Annotated in this window: 16 protein-coding genes; 7 read left to right on the top strand and 9 right to left on the bottom strand. The window is 59.0% G+C overall.

Going from position 1 to position 20287, the window contains the following annotated elements:
- Nucleotides 1-101: 101 nt before the first annotated feature.
- Both antC and FEM54_RS04115 read left to right on the top strand, forming a co-directional pair.
- Nucleotides 102-1109: an anthranilate 1,2-dioxygenase electron transfer component AntC gene (gene antC, locus FEM54_RS04110; RefSeq protein WP_138449617.1), complete on the top strand. Its 1008-nt coding sequence runs from the start codon at nt 102-104 to the stop codon at nt 1107-1109.
- A 71-nt stretch (nt 1110-1180) separates the two neighbouring features.
- A complete protein-coding gene (locus tag FEM54_RS04115) occupies nt 1181-2584 on the top strand; it encodes an amino acid permease (protein WP_017137967.1) in 1404 nt (467 codons plus the stop codon).
- Nucleotides 2585-2761: 177 nt separating this feature from the next.
- On the opposite strand, the gene kynA is transcribed toward FEM54_RS04115, so the two are convergent.
- Both kynA and kynB read right to left on the bottom strand, forming a co-directional pair.
- Complete coding sequence (kynA, locus tag FEM54_RS04120) at nt 2762-3619, bottom strand: tryptophan 2,3-dioxygenase (protein ID WP_017137968.1); 858 nt, start codon at nt 3617-3619, stop codon at nt 2762-2764.
- On the bottom strand, nt 3616-4266 hold the full coding sequence (kynB, locus tag FEM54_RS04125) for an arylformamidase (RefSeq protein WP_017137969.1): 651 nt from the start codon (nt 4264-4266) through the stop codon (nt 3616-3618). The genes kynA and kynB overlap by 4 nt, the downstream gene beginning before the upstream one ends.
- Before the next feature lie 372 nt (nt 4267-4638).
- Between kynB and FEM54_RS04130 the strand changes: the two genes are divergently transcribed.
- The gene (locus FEM54_RS04130) at nt 4639-4983 is read left to right on the top strand and encodes a cupin domain-containing protein (protein WP_003230905.1); all 345 of its coding nucleotides are present in this window, start codon (nt 4639-4641) and stop codon (nt 4981-4983) included.
- A 105-nt stretch (nt 4984-5088) separates the two neighbouring features.
- A complete protein-coding gene (locus FEM54_RS04135; RefSeq protein ID WP_017137970.1) occupies nt 5089-6339 on the top strand; it encodes an OprD family porin in 1251 nt (416 codons plus the stop codon).
- A gap of 48 nt (nt 6340-6387) precedes the next feature.
- On the opposite strand, the gene mmsB is transcribed toward FEM54_RS04135, so the two are convergent.
- Together mmsB and FEM54_RS04145 are read right to left on the bottom strand one after the other, a co-directional pair.
- Complete coding sequence (gene mmsB / locus FEM54_RS04140) at nt 6388-7275, bottom strand: 3-hydroxyisobutyrate dehydrogenase (RefSeq protein ID WP_017137971.1); 888 nt, start codon at nt 7273-7275, stop codon at nt 6388-6390.
- A gap of 15 nt (nt 7276-7290) precedes the next feature.
- Nucleotides 7291-8808, bottom strand: a complete 1518-nt coding sequence (locus tag FEM54_RS04145) for a CoA-acylating methylmalonate-semialdehyde dehydrogenase (protein ID WP_099549421.1) — start codon at nt 8806-8808, stop codon at nt 7291-7293.
- 132 nt (nt 8809-8940) lie between these two features.
- Between FEM54_RS04145 and FEM54_RS04150 the strand changes: the two genes are divergently transcribed.
- The 3 genes from FEM54_RS04150 (at nt 8941) to FEM54_RS04160 (ending at nt 12720) form a co-directional block, all read left to right on the top strand.
- Nucleotides 8941-9888 (top strand): LysR family transcriptional regulator, encoded by a 948-nt coding sequence (locus FEM54_RS04150; RefSeq protein WP_138449619.1) that lies wholly within the window; start codon nt 8941-8943, stop codon nt 9886-9888.
- Between the two features lie 117 nt (nt 9889-10005).
- Entirely contained in the window at nt 10006-11802 is a 1797-nt protein-coding gene (locus FEM54_RS04155) for a glycosyl hydrolase family 28-related protein (RefSeq protein ID WP_171045792.1), read from the top strand.
- Nucleotides 11803-12429: 627 nt separating this feature from the next.
- A complete protein-coding gene (locus tag FEM54_RS04160; protein WP_138449622.1) occupies nt 12430-12720 on the top strand; it encodes a DUF3077 domain-containing protein in 291 nt (96 codons plus the stop codon).
- 293 nt (nt 12721-13013) lie between these two features.
- Here FEM54_RS04160 and yfiB read toward each other — a convergent pair whose 3' ends face one another.
- The 5 genes from yfiB to recB all read right to left on the bottom strand — a co-directional run.
- On the bottom strand, nt 13014-13505 hold the full coding sequence (gene yfiB / locus FEM54_RS04165; RefSeq protein ID WP_017137978.1) for an outer membrane lipoprotein YfiB: 492 nt from the start codon (nt 13503-13505) through the stop codon (nt 13014-13016).
- A 4-nt stretch (nt 13506-13509) separates the two neighbouring features.
- Nucleotides 13510-14772 carry a diguanylate cyclase DgcN/YfiN gene (gene dgcN / locus FEM54_RS04170; RefSeq protein WP_017137979.1) on the bottom strand — a complete coding sequence of 421 codons (1263 nt, stop codon included), beginning with the start codon at nt 14770-14772 and terminating at the stop codon, nt 13510-13512.
- On the bottom strand, nt 14769-15335 hold the full coding sequence (gene yfiR, locus FEM54_RS04175) for a regulatory sequestration protein YfiR (protein ID WP_099549471.1): 567 nt from the start codon (nt 15333-15335) through the stop codon (nt 14769-14771). The genes dgcN and yfiR overlap by 4 nt, the downstream gene beginning before the upstream one ends.
- Before the next feature lie 142 nt (nt 15336-15477).
- On the bottom strand, nt 15478-17547 hold the full coding sequence (gene recD / locus FEM54_RS04180) for an exodeoxyribonuclease V subunit alpha (RefSeq protein ID WP_138449623.1): 2070 nt from the start codon (nt 17545-17547) through the stop codon (nt 15478-15480).
- The coding region (gene recB, locus FEM54_RS04185) for an exodeoxyribonuclease V subunit beta (RefSeq protein ID WP_138449625.1) at nt 17544-20287 on the bottom strand (2744 nt) is incomplete at its 5' end. The genes recD and recB, both read right to left, overlap by 4 nt.

Consider the following 20287-nt stretch of genomic DNA (forward strand, 5'->3'; position numbering starts at 1 on the left):
TTCGCGCCCCAACGCGGGGCAAGCCCGCTCGCCACAACAAGCCCGGTCGCCACAAAAGCTCACGGGTCAGCCACAAAAATCAGATACGCGGAGTTATGCGGATGAATCACAAAGTGGCCTTCAGTTTTGCCGACGGCAAGACCCTGTTTTTCCCGGTAGGCGCGAATGAAATCCTGCTGGATGCGGCATTGCGCAACGGCATCAAGATCCCGCTCGATTGCCGCGAAGGCGTGTGCGGCACCTGCCAGGGTCGTTGCGAGTCCGGCGATTACACCCAGGATTATGTCGACGACGAAGCCCTCTCCAGCCTCGACCTCAAGCAACGCAAGATGCTCAGTTGCCAGACGCGGGTGCAGTCCGACGCTACGTTCTACTTCGATTTTGATTCGAGCCTGTGCAACGCGCCGGGGCCGGTACACGTGCGCGGCAAGGTCAGCGAAGTGCAGCAGGTGTCGGCCAGCACGGCGATTTTGCAGGTGACCCTGGACAACCCGCTGGACTTCCTGCCCGGCCAATACGCCCGCCTGGCGGTGCCCGGCACCGACAGTTGGCGTTCGTACTCCTTCGCCAACCGATCGGGCAATCAACTGCAGTTTCTGGTGCGCCTGCTGCCCGATGGCGTCATGAGCAACTACCTGCGCGAGCGCTGCCAGGTCGGTGATCAAGTGCTGATGGAGGCGCCATTGGGTGCCTTCTACCTCAGGCATGTCACCCGGCCGCTGATACTGGTGGCCGGCGGCACTGGCTTGTCGGCCTTGCTGGGCATGCTCGATGAGCTGGCTGCCAACGGCTGCAACCAGCCGGTCCACTTGTATTACGGCGTGCGCGGGGCCGAGGACTTGTGCGAAGCACAACGCATCGAAGCCTACACCTCGACAATCCCCGACTTTCGCTACACCGAAGTGCTCAGCGCCCCGTCACCCGAGTGGCCTGGCAAACGCGGTTACCTCACCGAACATTTCGACCTGGCCGAATTGCGGGACAGTTCGGCCGATATGTACGTATGCGGCCCCCCTCCAATGGTCGAATCCATCCAACAATGGCTGGCGGATCAGGCACTTGATGGCGTTCAGCTGTATTACGAAAAGTTTACGCAGAGTAATATCTGACCCTCAGCAGTTCTGAGGGGCTGATGCGGCGTGCACTCACCCTCAAGAAAAACAAGTAGAAGGGAATGTTAATGGCGGATGACATGGTTAACCCGGTGGGCCTCAAGCGTGGCCTGAAGAACCGGCACATTCAGCTGATCGCCTTGGGAGGCGCGATTGGCACAGGGTTGTTCCTTGGCTCGGCCGGGGTGCTCAAGTCGGCGGGGCCGTCGATGATCCTGGGCTACGCGATTGCCGGTTTCATCGCGTTCCTGATCATGCGCCAGCTTGGCGAGATGATCGTCGAAGAGCCGGTGGCCGGCTCCTTCAGCCACTTCGCCCACAAATACTGGGGCGGCTACGCAGGCTTTCTGGCCGGCTGGAACTACTGGGTACTTTACGTGCTGGTGGGCATGGCCGAACTGACAGCCGTGGGCAAATACATCCAGTTCTGGTGGCCGGAGATTCCGACCTGGGTCAGCGCGCTGGTGTTCTTTGTCGCGGTCAACCTGATCAACACCCTCAACGTGAAGTTCTTCGGTGAAGCCGAGTTCTGGTTCGCGATCATCAAGGTGGTGGCGATTGTCGGCATGATCGTGCTCGGCTGTTACCTGCTGTTCAGCGGCACCGGTGGCCCGCAAGCCTCGGTGAGCAACCTGTGGAGCCACGGCGGGTTCTTCCCCAATGGCGGCATGGGGCTGTTGATGTCCATGGCCTTCATCATGTTCTCGTTCGGCGGCCTGGAGCTGGTGGGTATCACCGCAGCCGAGGCCAGCGAGCCGCGCAAAGTGATCCCCAAGGCCATCAACCAGGTGGTCTACCGCATCCTGATTTTCTACGTCGGCGCGCTGACCGTGCTGCTGTCGCTGTACCCGTGGGACCAACTGCTGCAAACCCTCGGCGCGTCGGGCGATGCCTACAGCGGCAGCCCGTTTGTACAGATCTTCTCGCTGATCGGTAACGACACCGCCGCACACATCCTCAACTTCGTGGTGCTGACCGCGGCGCTGTCGGTGTACAACAGCGGCGTGTACTGCAACAGCCGCATGCTGTTCGGCCTGGCCGAGCAAGGCGATGCGCCCAAAGCGCTGATGAAACTCAACAAACAAGGCGTGCCGATTCGCGCCCTGGCCATTTCGGCGCTGGTGACGATGCTGTGCGTGGTGGTCAACTACGTCGCGCCGCACAGTGCGCTGGAACTGCTGTTTGCGCTGGTGGTTGCCTCGCTGATGATCAACTGGGCACTGATCAGCCTCACCCACATCAAGTTCCGCAAGGCCATGGGCGAGCAAGGCGTGACGCCGTCGTTCAAGACCTTCTGGTTCCCGTTCAGCAACTACCTGTGCCTGGCGTTCATGGTGATGATCATCAGCGTGATGCTGGCGATTCCGGGGATTAACAACTCGGTGTATGCGATGCCGGTTTGGGTGGGGATTATCTACATTGCCTACCGGTTGCGGATTAGAAAAAGCAACGCGGTAGTGAACGCACGGTGATCCCTGTGGGAGCCGGGCTTGCCCGCGATGGCGGTGGGTCAGTCAGTGGATGAGCTGGCTGACAGACCGCTATCGCAGGCAAGCCAGCTCCCACATGAAGCGGACGCAGAGCGTCCAAAGCGGCATTCCCACGCAGAGCGTGGGAACGATCAGCCCCGGGATTCCGGGGCTTTTTGTTTAGAGCGTGGAACGCACTCGCCACAGTTCGGGGAACAGCACGGTGTCGAGCATCTTGCGCAAATAACCCACGCCTTCGGTGCCACCGGTGCCGGGCTGGAAGCCAATGATGCGCTCCACCGTAGTCACATGCCGAAAGCGCCACTGGCGGAATGAGTCTTCCAGGTCGATAAACTTCTCGGCCAACTGATACAAATCCCAATACCGACTCGGGTCGCGATACACCTCGCGCCACGCCGCCTCCACGGACTCATCGTGAACCGTGGCCGCCGTCGGGTCGCGTTCGGCGCGCTTGGGGTCAATCGCCAACCCGGCTTTAACCATCAGATTAATCGCCTCGTCGTACAGCGACGGCGTGGCAATCGCCACTTTCAACTCGTTCAACAATTCTGGCCGATGCGCGTGCGGCCGCAACAGCGCTGCGCTTTTATTGCCAAGGATAAATTCGATCTCACGGTACTGGAACGACTGGAACCCCGACGACTGCCCCAGAAACGGGCGAATCGCCTTGTACTCCGACGGCGTCATGGTCGCCAGCACGGCCCAGGCATGCACCAGTTGATCGAAGATCCGTGACACTCGCGCCAGCATCTTGAATGCCGGCGGCAACTCGCCCAGGCGCACGTGCTCGCGGGCGGCCTTGAGTTCGTGGAGCATCAGTTTCATCCACAGCTCTGAAGTCTGGTGCTGGATGATAAAGAGCATTTCGTTGTGATCGGGCGACAGCGGGTGCTGGGCGCTGAGGACTTTGCCCAGGTCCAGGTAGTCGCCGTAGCTCATGGACTCGGAAAAATTCAGTTCGGCGTTATGCCATTCTTCCGGCGGCTGGTAATCAGGTGAAAAGGGACACTGGCTCATCGCGTGGGCTCCTTGAGCGGGCGGAGAATGGCACGGACGGGGCTGGCGTCCAGGTTGGCAAAACGCAACGGCAGCGCGATCAACTCATAGTCGCCCTCCGGTACATCATCAAGCACGATGCCTTCGAGAATCGCCATGCCATGGCGGGCCACGGCGTTGTGCGAATCCATGGTCTTGGACTGTTGCGGGTCCAGGGACGGTGTGTCGATACCGATCAGACGCACGCCCAGGCTGGCGAGCAGCTCAATGGTTTGTGGTGCGATGGCGGTGAAGTTCGAGTCCCACTCGGTCAGCGGTGCTTGTGGATAAGTGCGCAGTAGCACACGCTCAGGCAAGTTATCCACACGCCCTTGCAACTGATGCGGCTGCACCAGCGCGCCGCTGCCCAGGCAATGCAACACCCGGCACGGGCCCATGTACACATCCAGCGACACCTCGCCGATCGGCGCACCGTCGGCGCTGTAATGCAGCGGCGCGTCCACATGGGCGCCAGTGTGCGGCGAAAACGTCACGCGGCCCACATTCACCGGGCACTCCGGGCCAAACTGCCACACGCGCTCTTCCTGGAACGGCGTATCGCCCGGCCAGGTCGGCGTCGCCGTGCTCAAGGGCGGGCTGATATCCCACCACGTTTTTATTGGGTTCATTGCAAGGCTCTCACTCGTTCTTGGGTGAATGATACGAGGGCCAGCCGTGCATTTTCTTGCTAATTCCTGCGCAACACGGGAAATTTTTCGCAGTTACTGCGGGGAAATAGCGCTTTACCGCACAAACCTATCACTCAAGAGCGCCTCCTTTCCCTGTGGGAGCCGGGCTTGCCCGCGATGACGGCGGCACAGCTGCATCTCCAGTACCTGACACTCCGCTATCGCGGGCAAGCCCGCTCCCACATGGACTGCACAGTGTCTGAGAGATCGCATTCGGCTGCGCTTCTGGGCATCCCGATGTCGAGTTCAGACCACTGACACAACGCCCAAGGCCTTAGGGTTCATCTTTCCCTTCCCTGCCTCGGAGCCATCATGTCCAAGCCCATCACCGTACTGCGTGACACCCACCCGCTACCTGTCCTGGATGCCTGCAAATGGGAAAAGCTCGAGGGCGACCCGCACACCGTCAACCTCAACGCCTACACCAGCGAAGACGGCAGCAAGATCATGGGCACCTGGATCTGCACGCCGGGCAAGTGGTACGTGGAATACGTAAAGTGGGAATATTGCCACTTCCAGGAAGGCTACTGCGTGATCACACCAGAAGGCATGGAGCCGATTCACTTGCGGGCTGGGGATATCTTTGTGGTGGAACCCGGTATGAAGGGCACGTGGGAAGTGGTCGAGACCGTGCGTAAGTATTTTGTGTTTGCATAAGCAGCATCAGATAAATCCTTGGCCTGCTTCAGTTTTTCCCTAGCGTGAGTCCGGCCCCTTTAAAGCACCCTGCGATGAGTCTTCCCACTCACGCAGGCTGCCCAATTGAACGTCCTGACCAAAGTATGTGTGTTAAACATCTGTGTTTTTCTCGCACCCTCTGCCCTCGCTGACTTCATCAGTGACAGCACCGGCAAGCTTGAGCTGAAGAACTTTTACTTCAACCGTGACTACCGTGAGCCCAATGCCACGCAGTCCAAGCGCGAAGAATGGGCACAAGGTTTCGCGTTGCAAATTGAGTCCGGGTACACCGAAGGCACCGTGGGTGTTGGCGTCGATGTCCTCGCCATGGCGGGCTTCAAGCTTGATTCAAGTGCAGACCGAACCCGCTCCGGCTTATTGCCGGTGCGTCAATCCGGCAAAGCCGAAGACAGCTATGGCGAAGCCGCTTTTACGGCAAAATTCAGGGCTTCCCAAACGACGCTGAAAATCGGTGCGCTGGCCCCACCAGCGCTACCGATACTGGAAAAAAACGTCGGCCGCTTGCAGCCGCAGCTTTTCAAGGGCGCGCACCTGCGCTCCCAGGAACTCAAAGACCTGACGCTGGACGTGGGCAGAATTACCCACGTCAACCAGGTCGACTCAACCAACTATGAAGCGTTGGCGGTCGCCACCGGCGCACGCAGGAATATCGTGGTTCGTGGGAAGAATCAATCGAATGCATTCGACTTTGCAGGCGGTAGTTACGCCGTCAACAAACAACTCACCGCCAGCTACTACTACAGCACGCTGGACAACCTCTACACCCAGCACGCGGGCAGCCTTCAACATACCTATCCAGTTGCCGAGGACCAAAGCCTGAAAAGTGAATTGCGTTACACGCGCTCTCTCGATAACGGCCAAACCAACATCGACAACACCGCAGTGGGTGCGATGCTGACCTACGCATGGGGGGCGCATAAATTGGGTGGGGCCTACCAAACCATGTCAGGCAACACAGGCCACGCAGCTGTAAGAGGAAGCTATCCCACACTGGTGAATTTTCTGCAGTACAGCGACTTCGCCAATAAGGATGAAAAATCCTGGCAAGTACGCTACGACTACGACTTCACCGCGCTGGGCGTTCCCGGCCTTTCCATGTTCACGCGCTATGCATCGGGCAGCAACGTCGACCGAGGGCCGGGCCGTTCGGACGGGCGTGAGTGGGAACGGGATATCGATGTGAGCTATGCCTTCCAGAATCCGACCCTGAAAAACGTCAAAGTCCGCTTACGCAACGCAATGATGCGCTCCAACTTTGAAAGCGATATAGACGAAACACGCTTGATCGTCAGCTACGAAAAGCCACTGTGGTAACCGGCAAAAACCCGAGAGCCCGCCCGACGCGGGCTCTCGGAAACGCCCCTACTTGGGTTTGCGATAGCTGTTGATGATCGCCGAGAAGTCTTTACCCCCTTCCCCACGCTGACTCATTGATTGATACAACTGCTGGGCCACGGCGCCGAGGATCACCGGTTGCTTGGCCTGGCGTGCGGCTTCGGTGGCCAGCCCCAGGTCCTTGAGCATCAGGTCGGCGCCGAAACCACCGGTATAGCCACGGGACGACGGCGCAGTTTCAATCACGCCCGGCCATGGGTTGTAAGTGTCGGAACTCCAGCAGCGCCCGGTGGAGCTGTTGATAATCCCGGCCAGCACTTGCGTGTCGATGCCCAGCGCATCGCCCAGGGCCATGGCCTCGCTGACGCCGACCATGCTGATGCCGAGCAACAGGTTGTTGCAGATCTTGGCGATCTGGCCGGTGCCGACATCGCCACAATGCACGATATTGCGGCCCATCTGCGCCAGCACCGGTTGCAGGGTGGCGAACAGTTCCGGGGTAGCGCCGACCATGAAGGTCAGCGTCCCGGCTTGCGCGCCACCCGTGCCGCCGGAGACGGGTGCGTCGGCCACCACCACGCCTTGTTTTGCCGCCGCCGTGGACACATCGCGAATAGTTTGCGGGTCAATGGTGCTGCAATCCACCGCCGGCACGCCTTTGCCGATGCCAGCAAGCACGCCATCTTCATTCAGCCACACGCTGCGCACATGGGCAGCGGCCGGCAGCATGGTAATCACCAGCTCCGCGCCGCTGGCCGCATCACGCGGCGAGTCGCTGATGGTGCCGCCCAGTTCGGCCAACTCCTTGAGCACTGTCTGGTTCAAATCAAACAGGTTCAGCGCATGGCCAGCCTTGATCAGGTTGCGGGCCATGGGCGCGCCCATGTTGCCCAGGCCGATAAATGCAATCTTCATGATCGTCTCCCCAAATCAGCGCAGGTTGATGGTGGTGTTGACGCCATCGTTGACCGTGTCGTCGTCGAACCAGCGGCTGGTGACGGTTTTGGTCTGGGTGTAGAACTGCACCACTTGCTTGCCGTACGGGCCGAGGTCGCCGAGCTTGGAACCGCGCGAACCGGTGAAGCTGAAGAACGGCACTGGCACCGGAATCGGGATGTTGATACCGACCTGGCCTACATCGATTTCGCTCTGGAACTTACGCGCGGCCGCACCGCTTTGGGTGAACAGGCCAGTGCCGTTGCCGAACGGGTTGGCGTTGACCAGCGCGATGGCCTCATCCAGCGTGGCGACTTCCAGCACCACCAGCACCGGGCCGAAGATTTCCTGGGTGTAGATCTGCATGTCAGTGGTCACGCCCGAGAACAGGGTCGGGCCGACGAAGTTGCCGTGTTCGAAGCCCGGCACCTTGATGTCGCGGCCGTCCAGCTCCAGCTTGGCGCCTTCTTTCACGCCGCTTTCGATCAGTTCCAGAATGCGGGCCTTGGCGCGTTTGGAGATCACCGGGCCGACATCCGTGCCCGCTTCACTGCCGGCGTTAACCTTGAGTTTTTGCGCCAGCGCTTTCAAATCCGGCAGCCACTGCTTGGCCGCGCCCACCAGCACCACCACCGAGGTGGCCATGCAACGCTGGCCTGCCGCGCCGAAACCGGCACCGACCAGGGCATTCAAGGTGTGTTCGCGGTTGGCGTCCGGCAGCACCACGGCGTGGTTCTTGGCGCCCATCATCGACTGCACGCGCTTGCCGTGTTTACCGGCCAGGTCGTACACGTGGGTACCAACGGCGGTCGAACCGACGAAAGAAACTGCCTTGATATCTTTATGGGTGCACAGCGCATCCACCACATCCTTGCCGCCGTGCACCACGTTGAGCACGCCGGCCGGCACACCGGCTTCCAGCGCCAGCTCTACCAGCAGCATCGTCGACAGAGGGTCTTGTTCGGACGGTTTGAGCACGAAAGTGTTACCGCAGGCAATCGCCATCGGGAACATCCACAGTGGAATCATCGCCGGGAAGTTGAACGGAGTGATGCCTGCGCACACGCCGATCGGCTGGCGCAGGGTGTAGGTGTCGACGCCACCGGCGACGTTTTCAGCGAACTCGCCCATCTGCAAGGTGCCGATAGAACACGCGTGTTCGACCACTTCCAGGCCACGGAAAATATCGCCTTCGGCGTCGGCAATGGTCTTACCCTGCTCGGCGCTCAGGACTACGGCGATGCGCTTGGAATGTTCGCGGATCAAGGCTTGCAGCTTGAGCATGATGCGCATGCGTGCGCCGATCGGCGTGAGCTTCCAGGTTTGAAAAGCTTGATGGGCAGCGTCGATGGCGGCGTTGACTTCATCGGCGGTGGCGAAAGGGACTTTGGCCAGCACCTCTTGAGTGGCCGGGTTGACGATGTCTTGCCAGTGGGTGGTCTTGGATTCGACCCATTCACCCTTGATCAGCAACTTGACCTGTTGCACGGAAATATCGGCAGAAGCGTTCATGTGGTCTCCAAATCTTATATTTGTGCAGAGAACCAAGGCGTTGAATCGCCTTGAAGAATGAGGCGTTCGGACTGTTTTTGGAGTATAGATGTGCAAATCTCTAATAAGAACGCACATAAAAGCCGGTCCAATATGCAAAAAAACATCACGTCATTGGGCTCCCTGAACTGGGATGACCTGAAGTTTTTCCTCGAAGTGGCCCGCACCCGCAAGGCCAGCGTCGCCGCCAAGCGCCTGGCGGTGGACTACACCACCGTGTCGCGGCGCATCAGTTCGTTGGAAGTGTCGCTCGGCACATTGCTGTTCGAAAAATCCCGGACCAACGGCTTCGTGCTCACCACCGAAGGCCAGCGTTTGCTGGGGTATGCGGAGTCCATCGAAAGCACGCTGCACATGGCCTGCGAGCAGGTGTCCGGCTCTGGCGTGGCGCTGTCCGGCCATGTGCGCATGGGCTGCACCGAAGGTTTCGGCAGCTTTTTTGTCACGCCGCAGCTCAGCCACTTTGTCGACACTTACCCGGCAATCTCGGTGGATATTTTGCCCCTGCCCCACTTCATCAGCCTGTCCAAGCGCGAAGCCGACATAGTGATCGCCCTGGAACGCCCGGAACACGGGCCGTATGTGTGCTGCAAACTGTGCGACTACAAGCTGCAGCTGTACGCGACCCAGGACTACCTCGACCAACACCCGCCGATCCGCAAACCGGCAGATTTGGCCGAGCATCCATTTATCAGCTATGTGGATGATCTGGCGTTCAGTTCGGAGCTGTTGTACCTGGCAAACGTGGTGCCCGGCGCCAGCGCGAGTTTGCGCAGTACCAGCGTGATCGCGCAGTACGTGGCGGCGCAGCAGGGCCGGTCGATGGCTATTTTGCCGTGCTTTCTGGCGGCGCAGGATCCACGGTTGTTGCCGGTGCTGGGCGAGCAGATTGCGATAACGCGGCAGTTTTGGATGTATTGCCGGGAGGATTTGCGGAAGCTGAAGCGGATTACGCTGTTGTGGGATTACATCAGGGAAGTGACGGAGCAGAACGCGGGGTTGTTGATGGGAACGACAAGGGAGATGAAGTTTTCGGACTGAGGTGCGCAGTTGATCTTGCTCGAAGCAATATATAGGTGACACATAACGAGCTTTCTTCTTGTTTACTCAAGAAAGGTTGCTTTATATTCAATATCAAATTACTACAGGATGTATAGCATGACAGATTCATCTGTTTTTTCTCCAAATGGAGAACCAGGCTCCCTAGAACCACAAGGCACCCCAGGAACTTCAGAGTCACTAAATGTCATTCTGCCCAGTAAAAGCGCAACTGCTATTCGCCAATTGTCTAATACCGGCGCACCGTACGCTCGTACATTTGACTATGGTACGACTTCCTTTACGGGTGGCGGTGGCGTAGATTATCAACTGGATCCAACCGATACTGTTTCCGCTGATAATGGAGGAACAATCCTGGTTAATCCAACCGATGGTGGACGGTGGAAAGCGTCGAGTCTTCCTTTCTACAATCCACGTCAGTTCGGTTGCAAAGGTGATGGAAAAACAGACGATACAGTTGCATTTCAAAACTGCATTAACGCTGCAATAACAGCCGGTATTGAAATCCGTATCCCTTCCGGCAAATACCTTATTAGCAAAACTCTAAACTTTGATCTTAGTGGTTCCACCGAATTCACTGACACCCGCAAAATCGATATGCGCGGAAGCGGCATCCAAACGTGCCGCTTTGAATTTACGGGCACCGACGCTTGTATAAAGGTTACTGGCGGCACCGGTTCTGGAGCAATCCCATCGCAAATGTTTCAAGTATTTTCCGGATTCGCCATTAAGGGCAATCAGGTATCTGGATCTATTGGCTTTTACCAAGACACTTGCCAGCATATTTTCATGCAAGACATTGAACTCACCCTGCTGGATTTTGGTTTAAAGCTTCTGGATGCGGACTTCTCTTCATTTCAAAAAATTATTATCCATTGGAATAACAGAGGGCTTATTGCTGAACAGCGTAGCCCTAGGCTTATCAATAGTACAGCCCCCAATGGACTTGACTTTATTGGCTGCCAAATTGCTGGCAATAAAACGTATGGTGCCGCCTTTGTTAAAGGTTCTTGCATTAACTTCTACGGCGGGGATATAGAAGGTAACGGAATCGATGGAGACGGTAAAGGTTTCGGCCTATTGTTCCAGGACTGCGGTGTGCAAGGTGGCGTAGGTGCTAACCTTAACGGCGTCTACTTTGAGCAGAACAATGGTATTGCTGATGTGTGGGTAAGCGCGAGCAATGCACCGGATGCTACTTTAAACCCTAACCATTGCGTTCACAATATAGACTCTTGCTCATTCAACAGAGTCAGCGATAAAAACTTCACCATCACTAACATCTTTGCTACGTTCACGTCTTCTGTTGCTGGTAAGCAGAAGCTGAATGTGCGTTCATCTGGCTTTAAAGGGTATGGGAATTACGCTGCATCCAGTGGCCGCCCTTATATTAAATTCGGCCTTGACAACATGAACGCCTATAACTTTCACGCTGAAGGCAACATCTTCCAAGATGATATCGAAGCCATTCCACAACAAGAGCACTTCAGTTGTGTGATAGGTCTAAATACTAAGCAATCAATTACTCAGGGCGTGCTGACCGATGTCGATTTCACTGCGGCCATTTTTGATCCAAGCGCCCTACACGATCCAACACACGCAACTTACATCACCGCCCCTATCACCAATAGGTACACGGTAACTGCCAACGCCAACTTTACTGCCAACTCAATTGGCACAAGATTAATTAGAGTCAACGTGAATGGCGTGGAGGTAATGAATGAATCTAAAAATGCTACCGGAGGTGGAAACAACACTTACCTCGGCTTAACCGTTGAACTTTCTTTAAATAAAGGAGACCAGGTAAGTATGCAAGTATTCCAAGATACATCCACCGCACTTGATTTACTTGTATCTTCTACTCGATTGAGTTTTAAGAGTGCCTCTCCCACTTAAGGTCAAGTGACAATAGGCTTGCCCCTGAAAACCTCGAGGGCTGGCTTGCTTTTTTATAGACATAAGCGCAACTGCTCGAAAGAACTCAGGGGCAAGGTGGAACAAACTGATGGCAACCATGCTTATTTAACCATCGACCTATCAGACTCTCTTAGAAAAAATGGACGATGTGGATCTCACTGTCACCGCACAAAAAGGTGCGGTTATGCCTATAGTGATACTGCTTGGTGAGAAGAGCAAGCGAAGTAGGAATACGCGTCGCTTAGCAAAGAAACGCGGAGGTTGTGGTCCTGCGAATTAAAAGGCCATCAGCGAAGATTCGCTTTAATTTGCAGGACATTTCCTAGAGACTCTCTACCCTATTGCGCCTTACCGTTTGGGTCACTAGCCTCCTGACTTCGCTGCTCATCAGCGATCGGGTTTAGCGACTCGGATTAGTTGGGATGTGATGCCAAAGTATTGCCAGGCTTCTTGCCTGTCTTTACCGTTTTATGGCGGCTGTACGCGGGAGACCTTCGGGTCTGCCGGGTTCCCAAATTTACCGGTTCGCTAACCCGTGTACAGCTGCCACCTCTTCATGTTTAGCGACATGCCGTGGTGACCCCTACTGCAAATTTGGGAAACATCATGTCAAAAATCGTCCCCGATCCACCGCTGTCCTCTATCACCACCCTCGGCGTTGTCACCTTCGGCGACTACGGCGAAAACCAAAAACCGCTGTTCCGCGTCAACTCCGGCATGCCCATCGAGCAAGCCCTGGAACATGCGTCCACCCTGCTGTTCTACTCCAAAAAACTCGCCATGGAAGCCGCCATGGATGTACGCGGCGAACAATACGCCTGGGCCGCACACTACCTGTGTGAGATGGGCAAAGCCGTGGTGGATGACCTGACGCAAGCGATGACGCCGAGCAGCTAAGCGAACACGCCAGCAAGCACACTGCAAAACAAAATGTGGGAGCGGGCTTGCTCGCGAAAGCGGAGGGTCAGTGAGTAAATCATTGTCTGAACCACCGCCATCGCGGGCAAGCCAGCTCCCACACTTGAACTACGGCGGGCACAGGATTCAGGTCTGGCACAAATAAGTGTGGGAGCTGGCTTGCCCGCGATGGCGGTGGGTCAGGCAGCTTATCTACTGCTGATACACCGCTATCGCAGGCAAGCCAGCTCCCACAGTTGTCCGCATTGCCACTTTGGAACTGAGTGTGGTGCTTAGTCGGCAATCACGACGATCGACACGCGCCGGTTCTCGGTGCGGCCTGCCACGGTGGTGTTTGACGCCACCGGTTCGCTGCTGCCCAGGCCGCGCAGTTGGATGTTTTCTTCTTTCATGCCCACGCTGGTCAGCACCTTGCCCACGCTTTTGGCGCGGCGCAGGGACAGTTGCTGGTTGTAGGTTTCTTTGCCCGAGGCGTCGGTGTGGCCGTCTACGCGCACGCGGTCGATACCGGCGCCCGTCAGGGCTTTGCCGATGCGTTCGACGATGTCGGTGCTGGCTTTGTTGAGGCTTTCGACGTCGCTGCCGAACAGCACTTTGCCGGATAACCCGAAGGCCCAGCCTTCGTCGGTGAGTTCAAAGCCTTGTTGTTTGAGGACCGCGACTTGCGCCGGGGTCAGGCCTTTGGGCGGCGGCGTCTGGCAGCCGCCGAGGGCCAGGAAGGCCACCAGTAAAGTGATAAACAGAACACGCGTTTTCGAGAACAAGGGATCAACTCCTGTGTTGAACGTTGGCAGCGGTAGGCTCCGCCTCCGCCGTTTGCTGGCCGCCTTGAGACAGCCGCTTGGCTTGGTACATGGCCGCGTCGGCGGCATTAAGCAGGGTGCCGGGAGTGGCGCCATGATCGGGGTAGATGGCGATGCCGATACTGAGGGAGGTCAGCACCTGGGTATTGCCGGGCAACGGGATTGGTTTGTCCATGCTGGCAATGATCTTGTCGGCAATGCGCTGGGCATCCTCGGCCTTGTGCAGCGGCGCCAGCAGGATCGCGAATTCATCACCGCCCAGGCGCGCCACCAGGTCATCCTCACGCAGCTGCGCACGCACGCGTTCGGCGACGGCGACCAGCACGGCATCGCCGGCGGCGTGGCCAAAGTTGTCGTTGATGTCTTTGAAGCGGTCGCTGTCGAGGAACAACACCGCCACTTTCTCATTGATCTTGGCGGCGCTGCGCAGTGCGCGAATCAGGCGGCCTTCGAAGAACGCGCGGTTGGGCAAGCCGGTGAGGCTGTCGTGGCTGGCTTGGTGGGCGAGGGTTTCATTTTCACTTTGCAGGTGGCTTTGCCAGGCTTCCATCTCACCGAGCAAGGCGTTGAAGTCGCTGCCGAGGCTATCGAGTTCGGCGATCTGCGCCGGTGGCACACGGCGGTCGAAATCGCGCTCGCTGCGGGCGGCGTGGGCCACGGCGGCAAGGCTTTGCAGCGGTTGGGTGATGCCTTGCAACAGACGCCGCGCCAGGTACAACGCAACCCAGGCGCTGAGCGCGGTACAAATCAGAATCCCGGCCAGGCCACTGAGCAAAAAGCGCAGCAGGCTGCCGCCATGGCCGACCAAGTGAATGCTGCCGACGGGCTGGCCCTGGTGCAGGACCGGCTGGCTGATAGGCTGTTCGAGCAGGGTGTGCGCCACCGCCAGCTCGACCTTGGAGAGCATGCCGGTTTCGGGCCGTACCCATTGCGCCAGCAGCTTGCCGTTGGCGTCGAAGACTTCGGCCTGGGCCACTTCTTCAGTCGATGCAATCAGGCTCAGCGCTTCGGTGGCGGCGGCACTGTCATCGAACACCACCGCAGCTTCCACGGTGTAGTTGATGGAGCGCGCGATCAGGTGCAGGTTGTGTTCGGCATACACCCGCAGCGCCAGCACACCGAGCAGGGTCAGCGACACACTGGCCAGGGTCACGGCCACCAGTGCCAGGATCAAATGCCCACGGCCAATGACCGAACGCAAGGTCGGCCGCGCTTTAGCGGTTCTCATGGCGCTGGCGCTCGACGTCGGGACAGTTGCAACACACTGGGGTGGATGCGCACGCCGCTACGGGCGACGGAATCCAGGTTGACCTCGAACGACACTTGCTCATCGCCCACGCGCAGGCAGAACAGGCTGCCCACGGTGCATTGGTCGCCGCCTTCGCTGATGCTGAGCACCGGGTGGCCGATCAATGAGGTGAACAGGCGGCTGCGTTCATCGGCGGTGAGTTTGCCGATGTAAATGGCGTCGCAGGCACTGACGATATCGGGATTATCGGCCAGCAGGCGCTGCACCACCACCGGGCGGCCAGTGGCCTGGGTGGTGCCTTTGACAAGGTCGTCGGTGTATTGGGTGGGGCCGACGATGCACAAGCGCAGTTGTGCAGGCTCCACCGGCCAACGGGCATAACTGAGGATGCCGAGTACCACTTGGGTGACCGCCTGGGCGCGGTGATCCGCCAGGCTGGGCGTCTGCGCAAATACACGCGGGGCGAGCAGGCATAGCACCGCCACCAGTAACATGCGTCTCCAGCTCAAACTGCGCTCTGTGGGCGAGACAGCCACGTTCATGCAGCAATTCTCTCAAATATTTTACAGGGTGATGCCGCAACGATAGCACAGCGGCGGAAAACCCCACGAACTGGGGGTTTATCAAAGCCCGCTATATTTTCAGAAAAATCAGACAACTAAACCAGAAATATTTAATGACCAATCAGTCAGTTTTATCGAGGGCGGCATCCAACTCCAGCATCAACCCGCTCAGGCGTTTGACCTTGCGCCGCACCGCTTCTTCAAACACCCCGCCTCGCGGTTCGATCAAACTGAACCAGCGTTTGGCGCGGGTGATGCCGGTGTAGATCAGCTCTTTGGTCAGCACCGGGTTCAGCGCATCGGGCAGGATCAGCGCCGTGTGAGTGAATTCGGAGCCCTGGGATTTGTGCACGGTCATGGCGTACACGGTTTCCACATCATTCAGACGGCTGGGCAGTACAAAACGCACGCCGCCCTGGCCATCGTTGCGTGGGAAAGCCACACGCAACACCTGTGGGCCGCCGTCGCTTTCGGGCAGTTTGAGGGCGATGCCGATGTCGCCGTTCATCAAGCCCAGGCCGTAGTCGTTGCGCGTCATCAACACCGGGCGGCCTTCGTACCATTGGTCATCGCCTTCGATCAGCCGCACTTTGCGCAAGGCGGCGGTGATGCGCTGGTTTAAACCTTCCACGCCCCATGGGCCTTTGCGCACGGCGCAGAGCAGTTGGAAGGCGTCGAAGGCTTGCAATAGTTGTTGCGCCCAGTGGGTCCAGGCGGCGTCTTCGCGCGCTGTGTCGAGGGCCGGGCGCGCGCTGTGCAGCAGGTTGAGGTAATAGCGATAACCCTGGGCGTCGTCGCCCTGCCCGTCCAGCACCAGGCGCTCAAGCGCGTGATCGTGTTCGCCCTTGAGGCTGAGGCAGAACAGGTCGTTATGGCTGCGCGCGGCAAGCAGTCTGCGCGCCTCTTCGGCATTTTGCTGGTTAACCCAACGCGCCAGTTGGCCGATGCCACTGCCTTCGCCGAAGCGTCGCGAATAGCGCAGCATGACCACTTGCTGGGCGAGCGGATGACTGCCATCGAGATCTTCCTGCAGGCCGCTGGCGCTGAGGTCTTCGCCGCTGACCGCTTGCAGCCATTGGCGCGTGTCGGGGCTGTACCAGCCGGCTTCGGCATCACGGCATAAGTCGCCGAGCACGGCGCCGGCTTCGACCGAAGCGAGTTGGTCTTTGTCCCCGAGCAATACCAGGCGTGCGTGGGGCGGCAACGCGTCCAGCAGGTTGGCCATCATTTCCAGGTCGATCATCGAGGCTTCGTCCACCACCAGCACATCCAATGGCAACGGGTTGCCGAGGTGATGCCGAAAATGTCGCGTGCCGGGGCGGCTGCCAAGCAGGCGGTGAACCGTGGTGACCTGGGTGGGGATTTTTTCCCGCACGCTGTCCGGCACATTCAGCGAGAGTACTTGCTGGCTGATGGATTCGGTGAGGCGTGCGGCGGCTTTGCCCGTGGGCGCGGCGAGGCGGATGCGCAATGGGCTGTTGGCCTCTACCGCCGGGGCCTGCAGCAGCGCGAGCAAGCGCACTACAGTGGTGGTTTTACCCGTGCCGGGGCCGCCGGTAACGATGCTGAAGGCACCGCGTGTGGCCAGGGCGCAGGCAAGTTTTTGCCAGTCGATCACGCCGTCCGGCGGCGCTTGATCGAACAAGGTGTTCAGGCGTTGCGGCAAATCAGTGGCGACGGTTTCCAGGGTGGCCAGGCGCAGGCGTAATGCCATGTCGATGCGCCGTTCATAGGTCCAGTAGCGGCGCAAATACAGGCGTTTGCCGGACAGCACCAGCGGGCGGCTTTGGGCCGATTCAGTGCCATCAACAGCCAGCGCGACCAAGTGGCTGGCGGCCAGCGCCTGGCACCAGTGGGCGCCATCAAGGCCGTCGAGCAATTGCGAGGGCAGCAACATGGCGCCGGTTTGCAGGTCGCCTTCGGGGGGCAATGACAGGGCAAAGTCTGGCGCTTTAAGGGTTTCGAACAAGTCCAGGCAGACGTGGCCATGGCCCAGTTGGTGGCTGGTCAATGCGGCGGCCAGCAATACCAGCGGGTCGGCCTGCGGGTCGAGTTCGTGGAGGAAGCCGACGAAGGCTTTGTCCAATGCGCGCAGCCAGCCACGCTCAACCCAGCGTTCCAACAACTGCAACAGGTCGGCGGCGCGACTGAGGGGTAGCAGCTCCTCAAGCGGTAAGGGCGACAGGCTCATAGCAGCACTCCTTGTTCCCAGGCGGGCTCAACCTTGGGCGGTATGGGTTTGCCCTGGAACAACAGGTCCAAGCCTTCGATCAGCTCCCGTGGCGGCCGGGTGAAATACGCGCCCTGGCTGGTGGCCTGGGTGCCCCGCAGGAACAGGTACAGCGCACCGCCAACATGGCGGTCGTAGTCGTAATCCGGCAGGCGCGCCTTCAGCTGGCGGTGCAGGGCCAGCAGGTAAAGTACGTATTGCAGGTCGTACCGATGCTCGAGGATCGACTGTTCCATGGCGTCCTGCGTGTAGGCCGAATTGTCAGGGCCGAGCCAGTTGGATTTGTAGTCGGCCACGTAATAACGGCCGTCGTGTTCGAACGTCAGGTCGATAAAACCCTTGAACATACCGTTGAGCAGCACCGGTTCGGCGGCCACTCGGGACACGCCGTTGTGGGTGTGCTGGCACACTAGCTTGTCGAGGGCCAGCACGTCGACTTTGTGGCTGGCGAACCAGAACTCCATTTCGATCTGGTAGTGCTGCAGGCTGCTGAGGGCGACTAGATCGTTATCTACCGGCAGCGGCGTTTGCAGCAAATGGCCGAGCCAGCCGCTGAGGGTGACGATCCAGCCTTCCCAGTTGCGCCGATTACAGCGGGCGCCCACGGCTTTTTCGATGGCCTCGGGCGTCACGTTGAAGCCTTCCTCGCCCGCCCATTCCAACAGACCATGGAGAAAGGTGCCGGGGTTAGGGCCACGTGGGAAACGGTGAATGTCGCCGCCAGACGCTGCCACTTCACGCGGTGCGTCGGGGTCGAGGCGTTCGTCGTCGAACAGCTTCTGGGCTTGTGGGCTTTCTGGTGCTTCTAGATTAGCGGCGCTCATGCTGTCGCCAATTCTTAGCGCACTGTAAGAAGCGATCCACCAGTTTTCAGCGGCTTTGCGCGCGGGCAGTAACGGTGCCAGCAAGGTAGCCTCGTTACGCGGCGGGTGGAACAGGCTGTATTGCGCGTCGGGCACGCGGGTGTAGTGGATGGCAGCGCAGCCCTCCTGCAAGTCCAGCAGCCAGCGCGCCAGACCAGCGGATTCGCCCAACGAGGCACCGCCACCGAGCAGATAACCCAGCGCGGACAGGTGCAAGACCGAGCTGCTGTTATTGCCACGTTTGAGGTCGGCAATGCCCAACCAGCACGCGTGTTTGGCACGCGTGAGGGCGACGTAGAACAACCGCAGGTCTTCGGCCAGGCGCTCGTCGTCGGCTTGGGTAATCAACTCGGCGGTCGGCCGCAGGCTGACTTGGGATTTGCCCTGTTCGTCGTGGTAATGCAGCGGCAAACGGCTGCCATCCACCGGCTTGACCGAGCAGATAAACGGCAGGAAGACCAGGTCGTATTCCAGGCCCTTGGATTTGTGGATGGTCACCACCTTGACCAGTTGTTCGTCGCTTTCCAGGCGCAGAATCTGTTCTTCACCGGCCTGGCCCGACAGTGCCAGGTGTTCGGCCAGGTGGCGAATCAATGCTTGCTCGCCATCCAGCTCTGACGCGGCCTGTTGCAGCAGTTCGCTCAGGTGCAACAGGTTGGTCAATACGCGTTCGCCGTCACTGCGGGCGATCAGGGTTTGCGGCAGTTTGAAATCATGCAGCAGGCGTCGCAGCATCGGCAGCACGCCTTGGGTACGCCAGATCGCGCGATAACCACGGAACTGCATCACGCGGGTTTCCCACGCCAGTTCGTCCTGGTTCAGACGCTCCAGTTCCGCCAGTGACAGGTTCAGGGTGACGCAGGCCAGGGCGGCGCGCAGTGGGCGCTCGACGTCCGGCTCGGCGCAGGCCTTGAGCCAGGCCAGCAGGTCGTGGGCTTCCTGGGCGGCGAACACCGAATCCTTGTCAGACAGATAAACGCTGCGTACACCACGGGCGGCCAGTTCGGCGCGCACGGCTTGGGCTTCCTTGCCGTCGCGCACCAGGATGGCGATGTCTGACGGGAGTACGCCTTTTAAGCTGCCATCCGGTTGTAGGAAACCCGCGCGGCCCTGCTGCCCGCCATTGAGCAACTCAACAATTTGCGTAGCACAGGCCGCCGCCAGTTGTTGGCGATAGACCGCGTTGGAAATCGGCTGATCGGTGGGCAGGTGCCAGAGGTTCATCGCCGGCAAGGTTTGGCCATCGACCTGCAACTGCTCTTTGCGGCCTTGGGACAACACCGAGTGGAACGGCACCGGGTTGTCGCCATTTCGCTCACGGAACAGGAACGCGCCACGGCCGGTCTCGGCACGCTGGAACACATGGTTGACCGCCTCGACCATCGCGTGGCTGGAACGGAAGTTGGTGCCCAGGGTGTGATGGCGGCCGGTGGTGGACTGGCGGGCGCGCAGGTAGGTGTAGATGTCGGCGCCACGGAAGGCGTAAATGGCCTGTTTGGGGTCGCCGATCAGGAACAGGCCACTGTCTAGGTGGTTTTCTTCGATGCGGTAGATGCTGTCGAAGATGCTGTATTGCACCGGGTCGGTGTCCTGGAATTCGTCGATCAGGGCGACCGGGAATTGCTCACGGATCACATTGGCCAAGCGCTCGCCGCCGTCGGCTTGCAGGGCGGCGTTGAGGCGGATGAGCATGTCGTCGAAGCCCATTTCGGCGCGGCGGCGTTTTTCTTCTTCGAAGCGTTTACCGACCCAACCGGCGGCGTGTTGCAACACGGCGGCATCGGGGGTCGGCAGCGCGTCGAGGCTGGCCTTGAGGCTGGCCATGGCGTCGATGCCAG

The sequence above is a fragment of the Pseudomonas edaphica genome, assembly GCF_005863185.1.
Classification (GTDB): Bacteria; Pseudomonadota; Gammaproteobacteria; order Pseudomonadales; family Pseudomonadaceae; genus Aquipseudomonas; species Aquipseudomonas edaphica.

What these genes read in the sequence shown, in the direction of transcription:
- antC (WP_138449617.1), top strand. Translation starts at nt 102, where the DNA reads ATGAATCACAAAGTGGCCTTCAGTTTTGCCGACGGCAAGACCCTGTTT.
- FEM54_RS04115 (WP_017137967.1), top strand. Translation starts at nt 1,181, where the DNA reads ATGGCGGATGACATGGTTAACCCGGTGGGCCTCAAGCGTGGCCTGAAG.
- kynA (WP_017137968.1), bottom strand. Translation starts at nt 3,619, where the DNA reads ATGAGCCAGTGTCCCTTTTCACCTGATTACCAGCCGCCGGAAGAATGG.
- kynB (WP_017137969.1), bottom strand. Translation starts at nt 4,266, where the DNA reads ATGAACCCAATAAAAACGTGGTGGGATATCAGCCCGCCCTTGAGCACG.
- FEM54_RS04130 (WP_003230905.1), top strand. Translation starts at nt 4,639, where the DNA reads ATGTCCAAGCCCATCACCGTACTGCGTGACACCCACCCGCTACCTGTC.
- mmsB (WP_017137971.1), bottom strand. Translation starts at nt 7,275, where the DNA reads ATGAAGATTGCATTTATCGGCCTGGGCAACATGGGCGCGCCCATGGCC.
- FEM54_RS04145 (WP_099549421.1), bottom strand. Translation starts at nt 8,808, where the DNA reads ATGAACGCTTCTGCCGATATTTCCGTGCAACAGGTCAAGTTGCTGATC.
- FEM54_RS04150 (WP_138449619.1), top strand. Translation starts at nt 8,941, where the DNA reads ATGCAAAAAAACATCACGTCATTGGGCTCCCTGAACTGGGATGACCTG.
- FEM54_RS04155 (WP_171045792.1), top strand. Translation starts at nt 10,006, where the DNA reads ATGACAGATTCATCTGTTTTTTCTCCAAATGGAGAACCAGGCTCCCTA.
- FEM54_RS04160 (WP_138449622.1), top strand. Translation starts at nt 12,430, where the DNA reads ATGTCAAAAATCGTCCCCGATCCACCGCTGTCCTCTATCACCACCCTC.
- dgcN (WP_017137979.1), bottom strand. Translation starts at nt 14,772, where the DNA reads ATGAGAACCGCTAAAGCGCGGCCGACCTTGCGTTCGGTCATTGGCCGT.
- yfiR (WP_099549471.1), bottom strand. Translation starts at nt 15,335, where the DNA reads ATGAACGTGGCTGTCTCGCCCACAGAGCGCAGTTTGAGCTGGAGACGC.
- recD (WP_138449623.1), bottom strand. Translation starts at nt 17,547, where the DNA reads ATGAGCCTGTCGCCCTTACCGCTTGAGGAGCTGCTACCCCTCAGTCGC.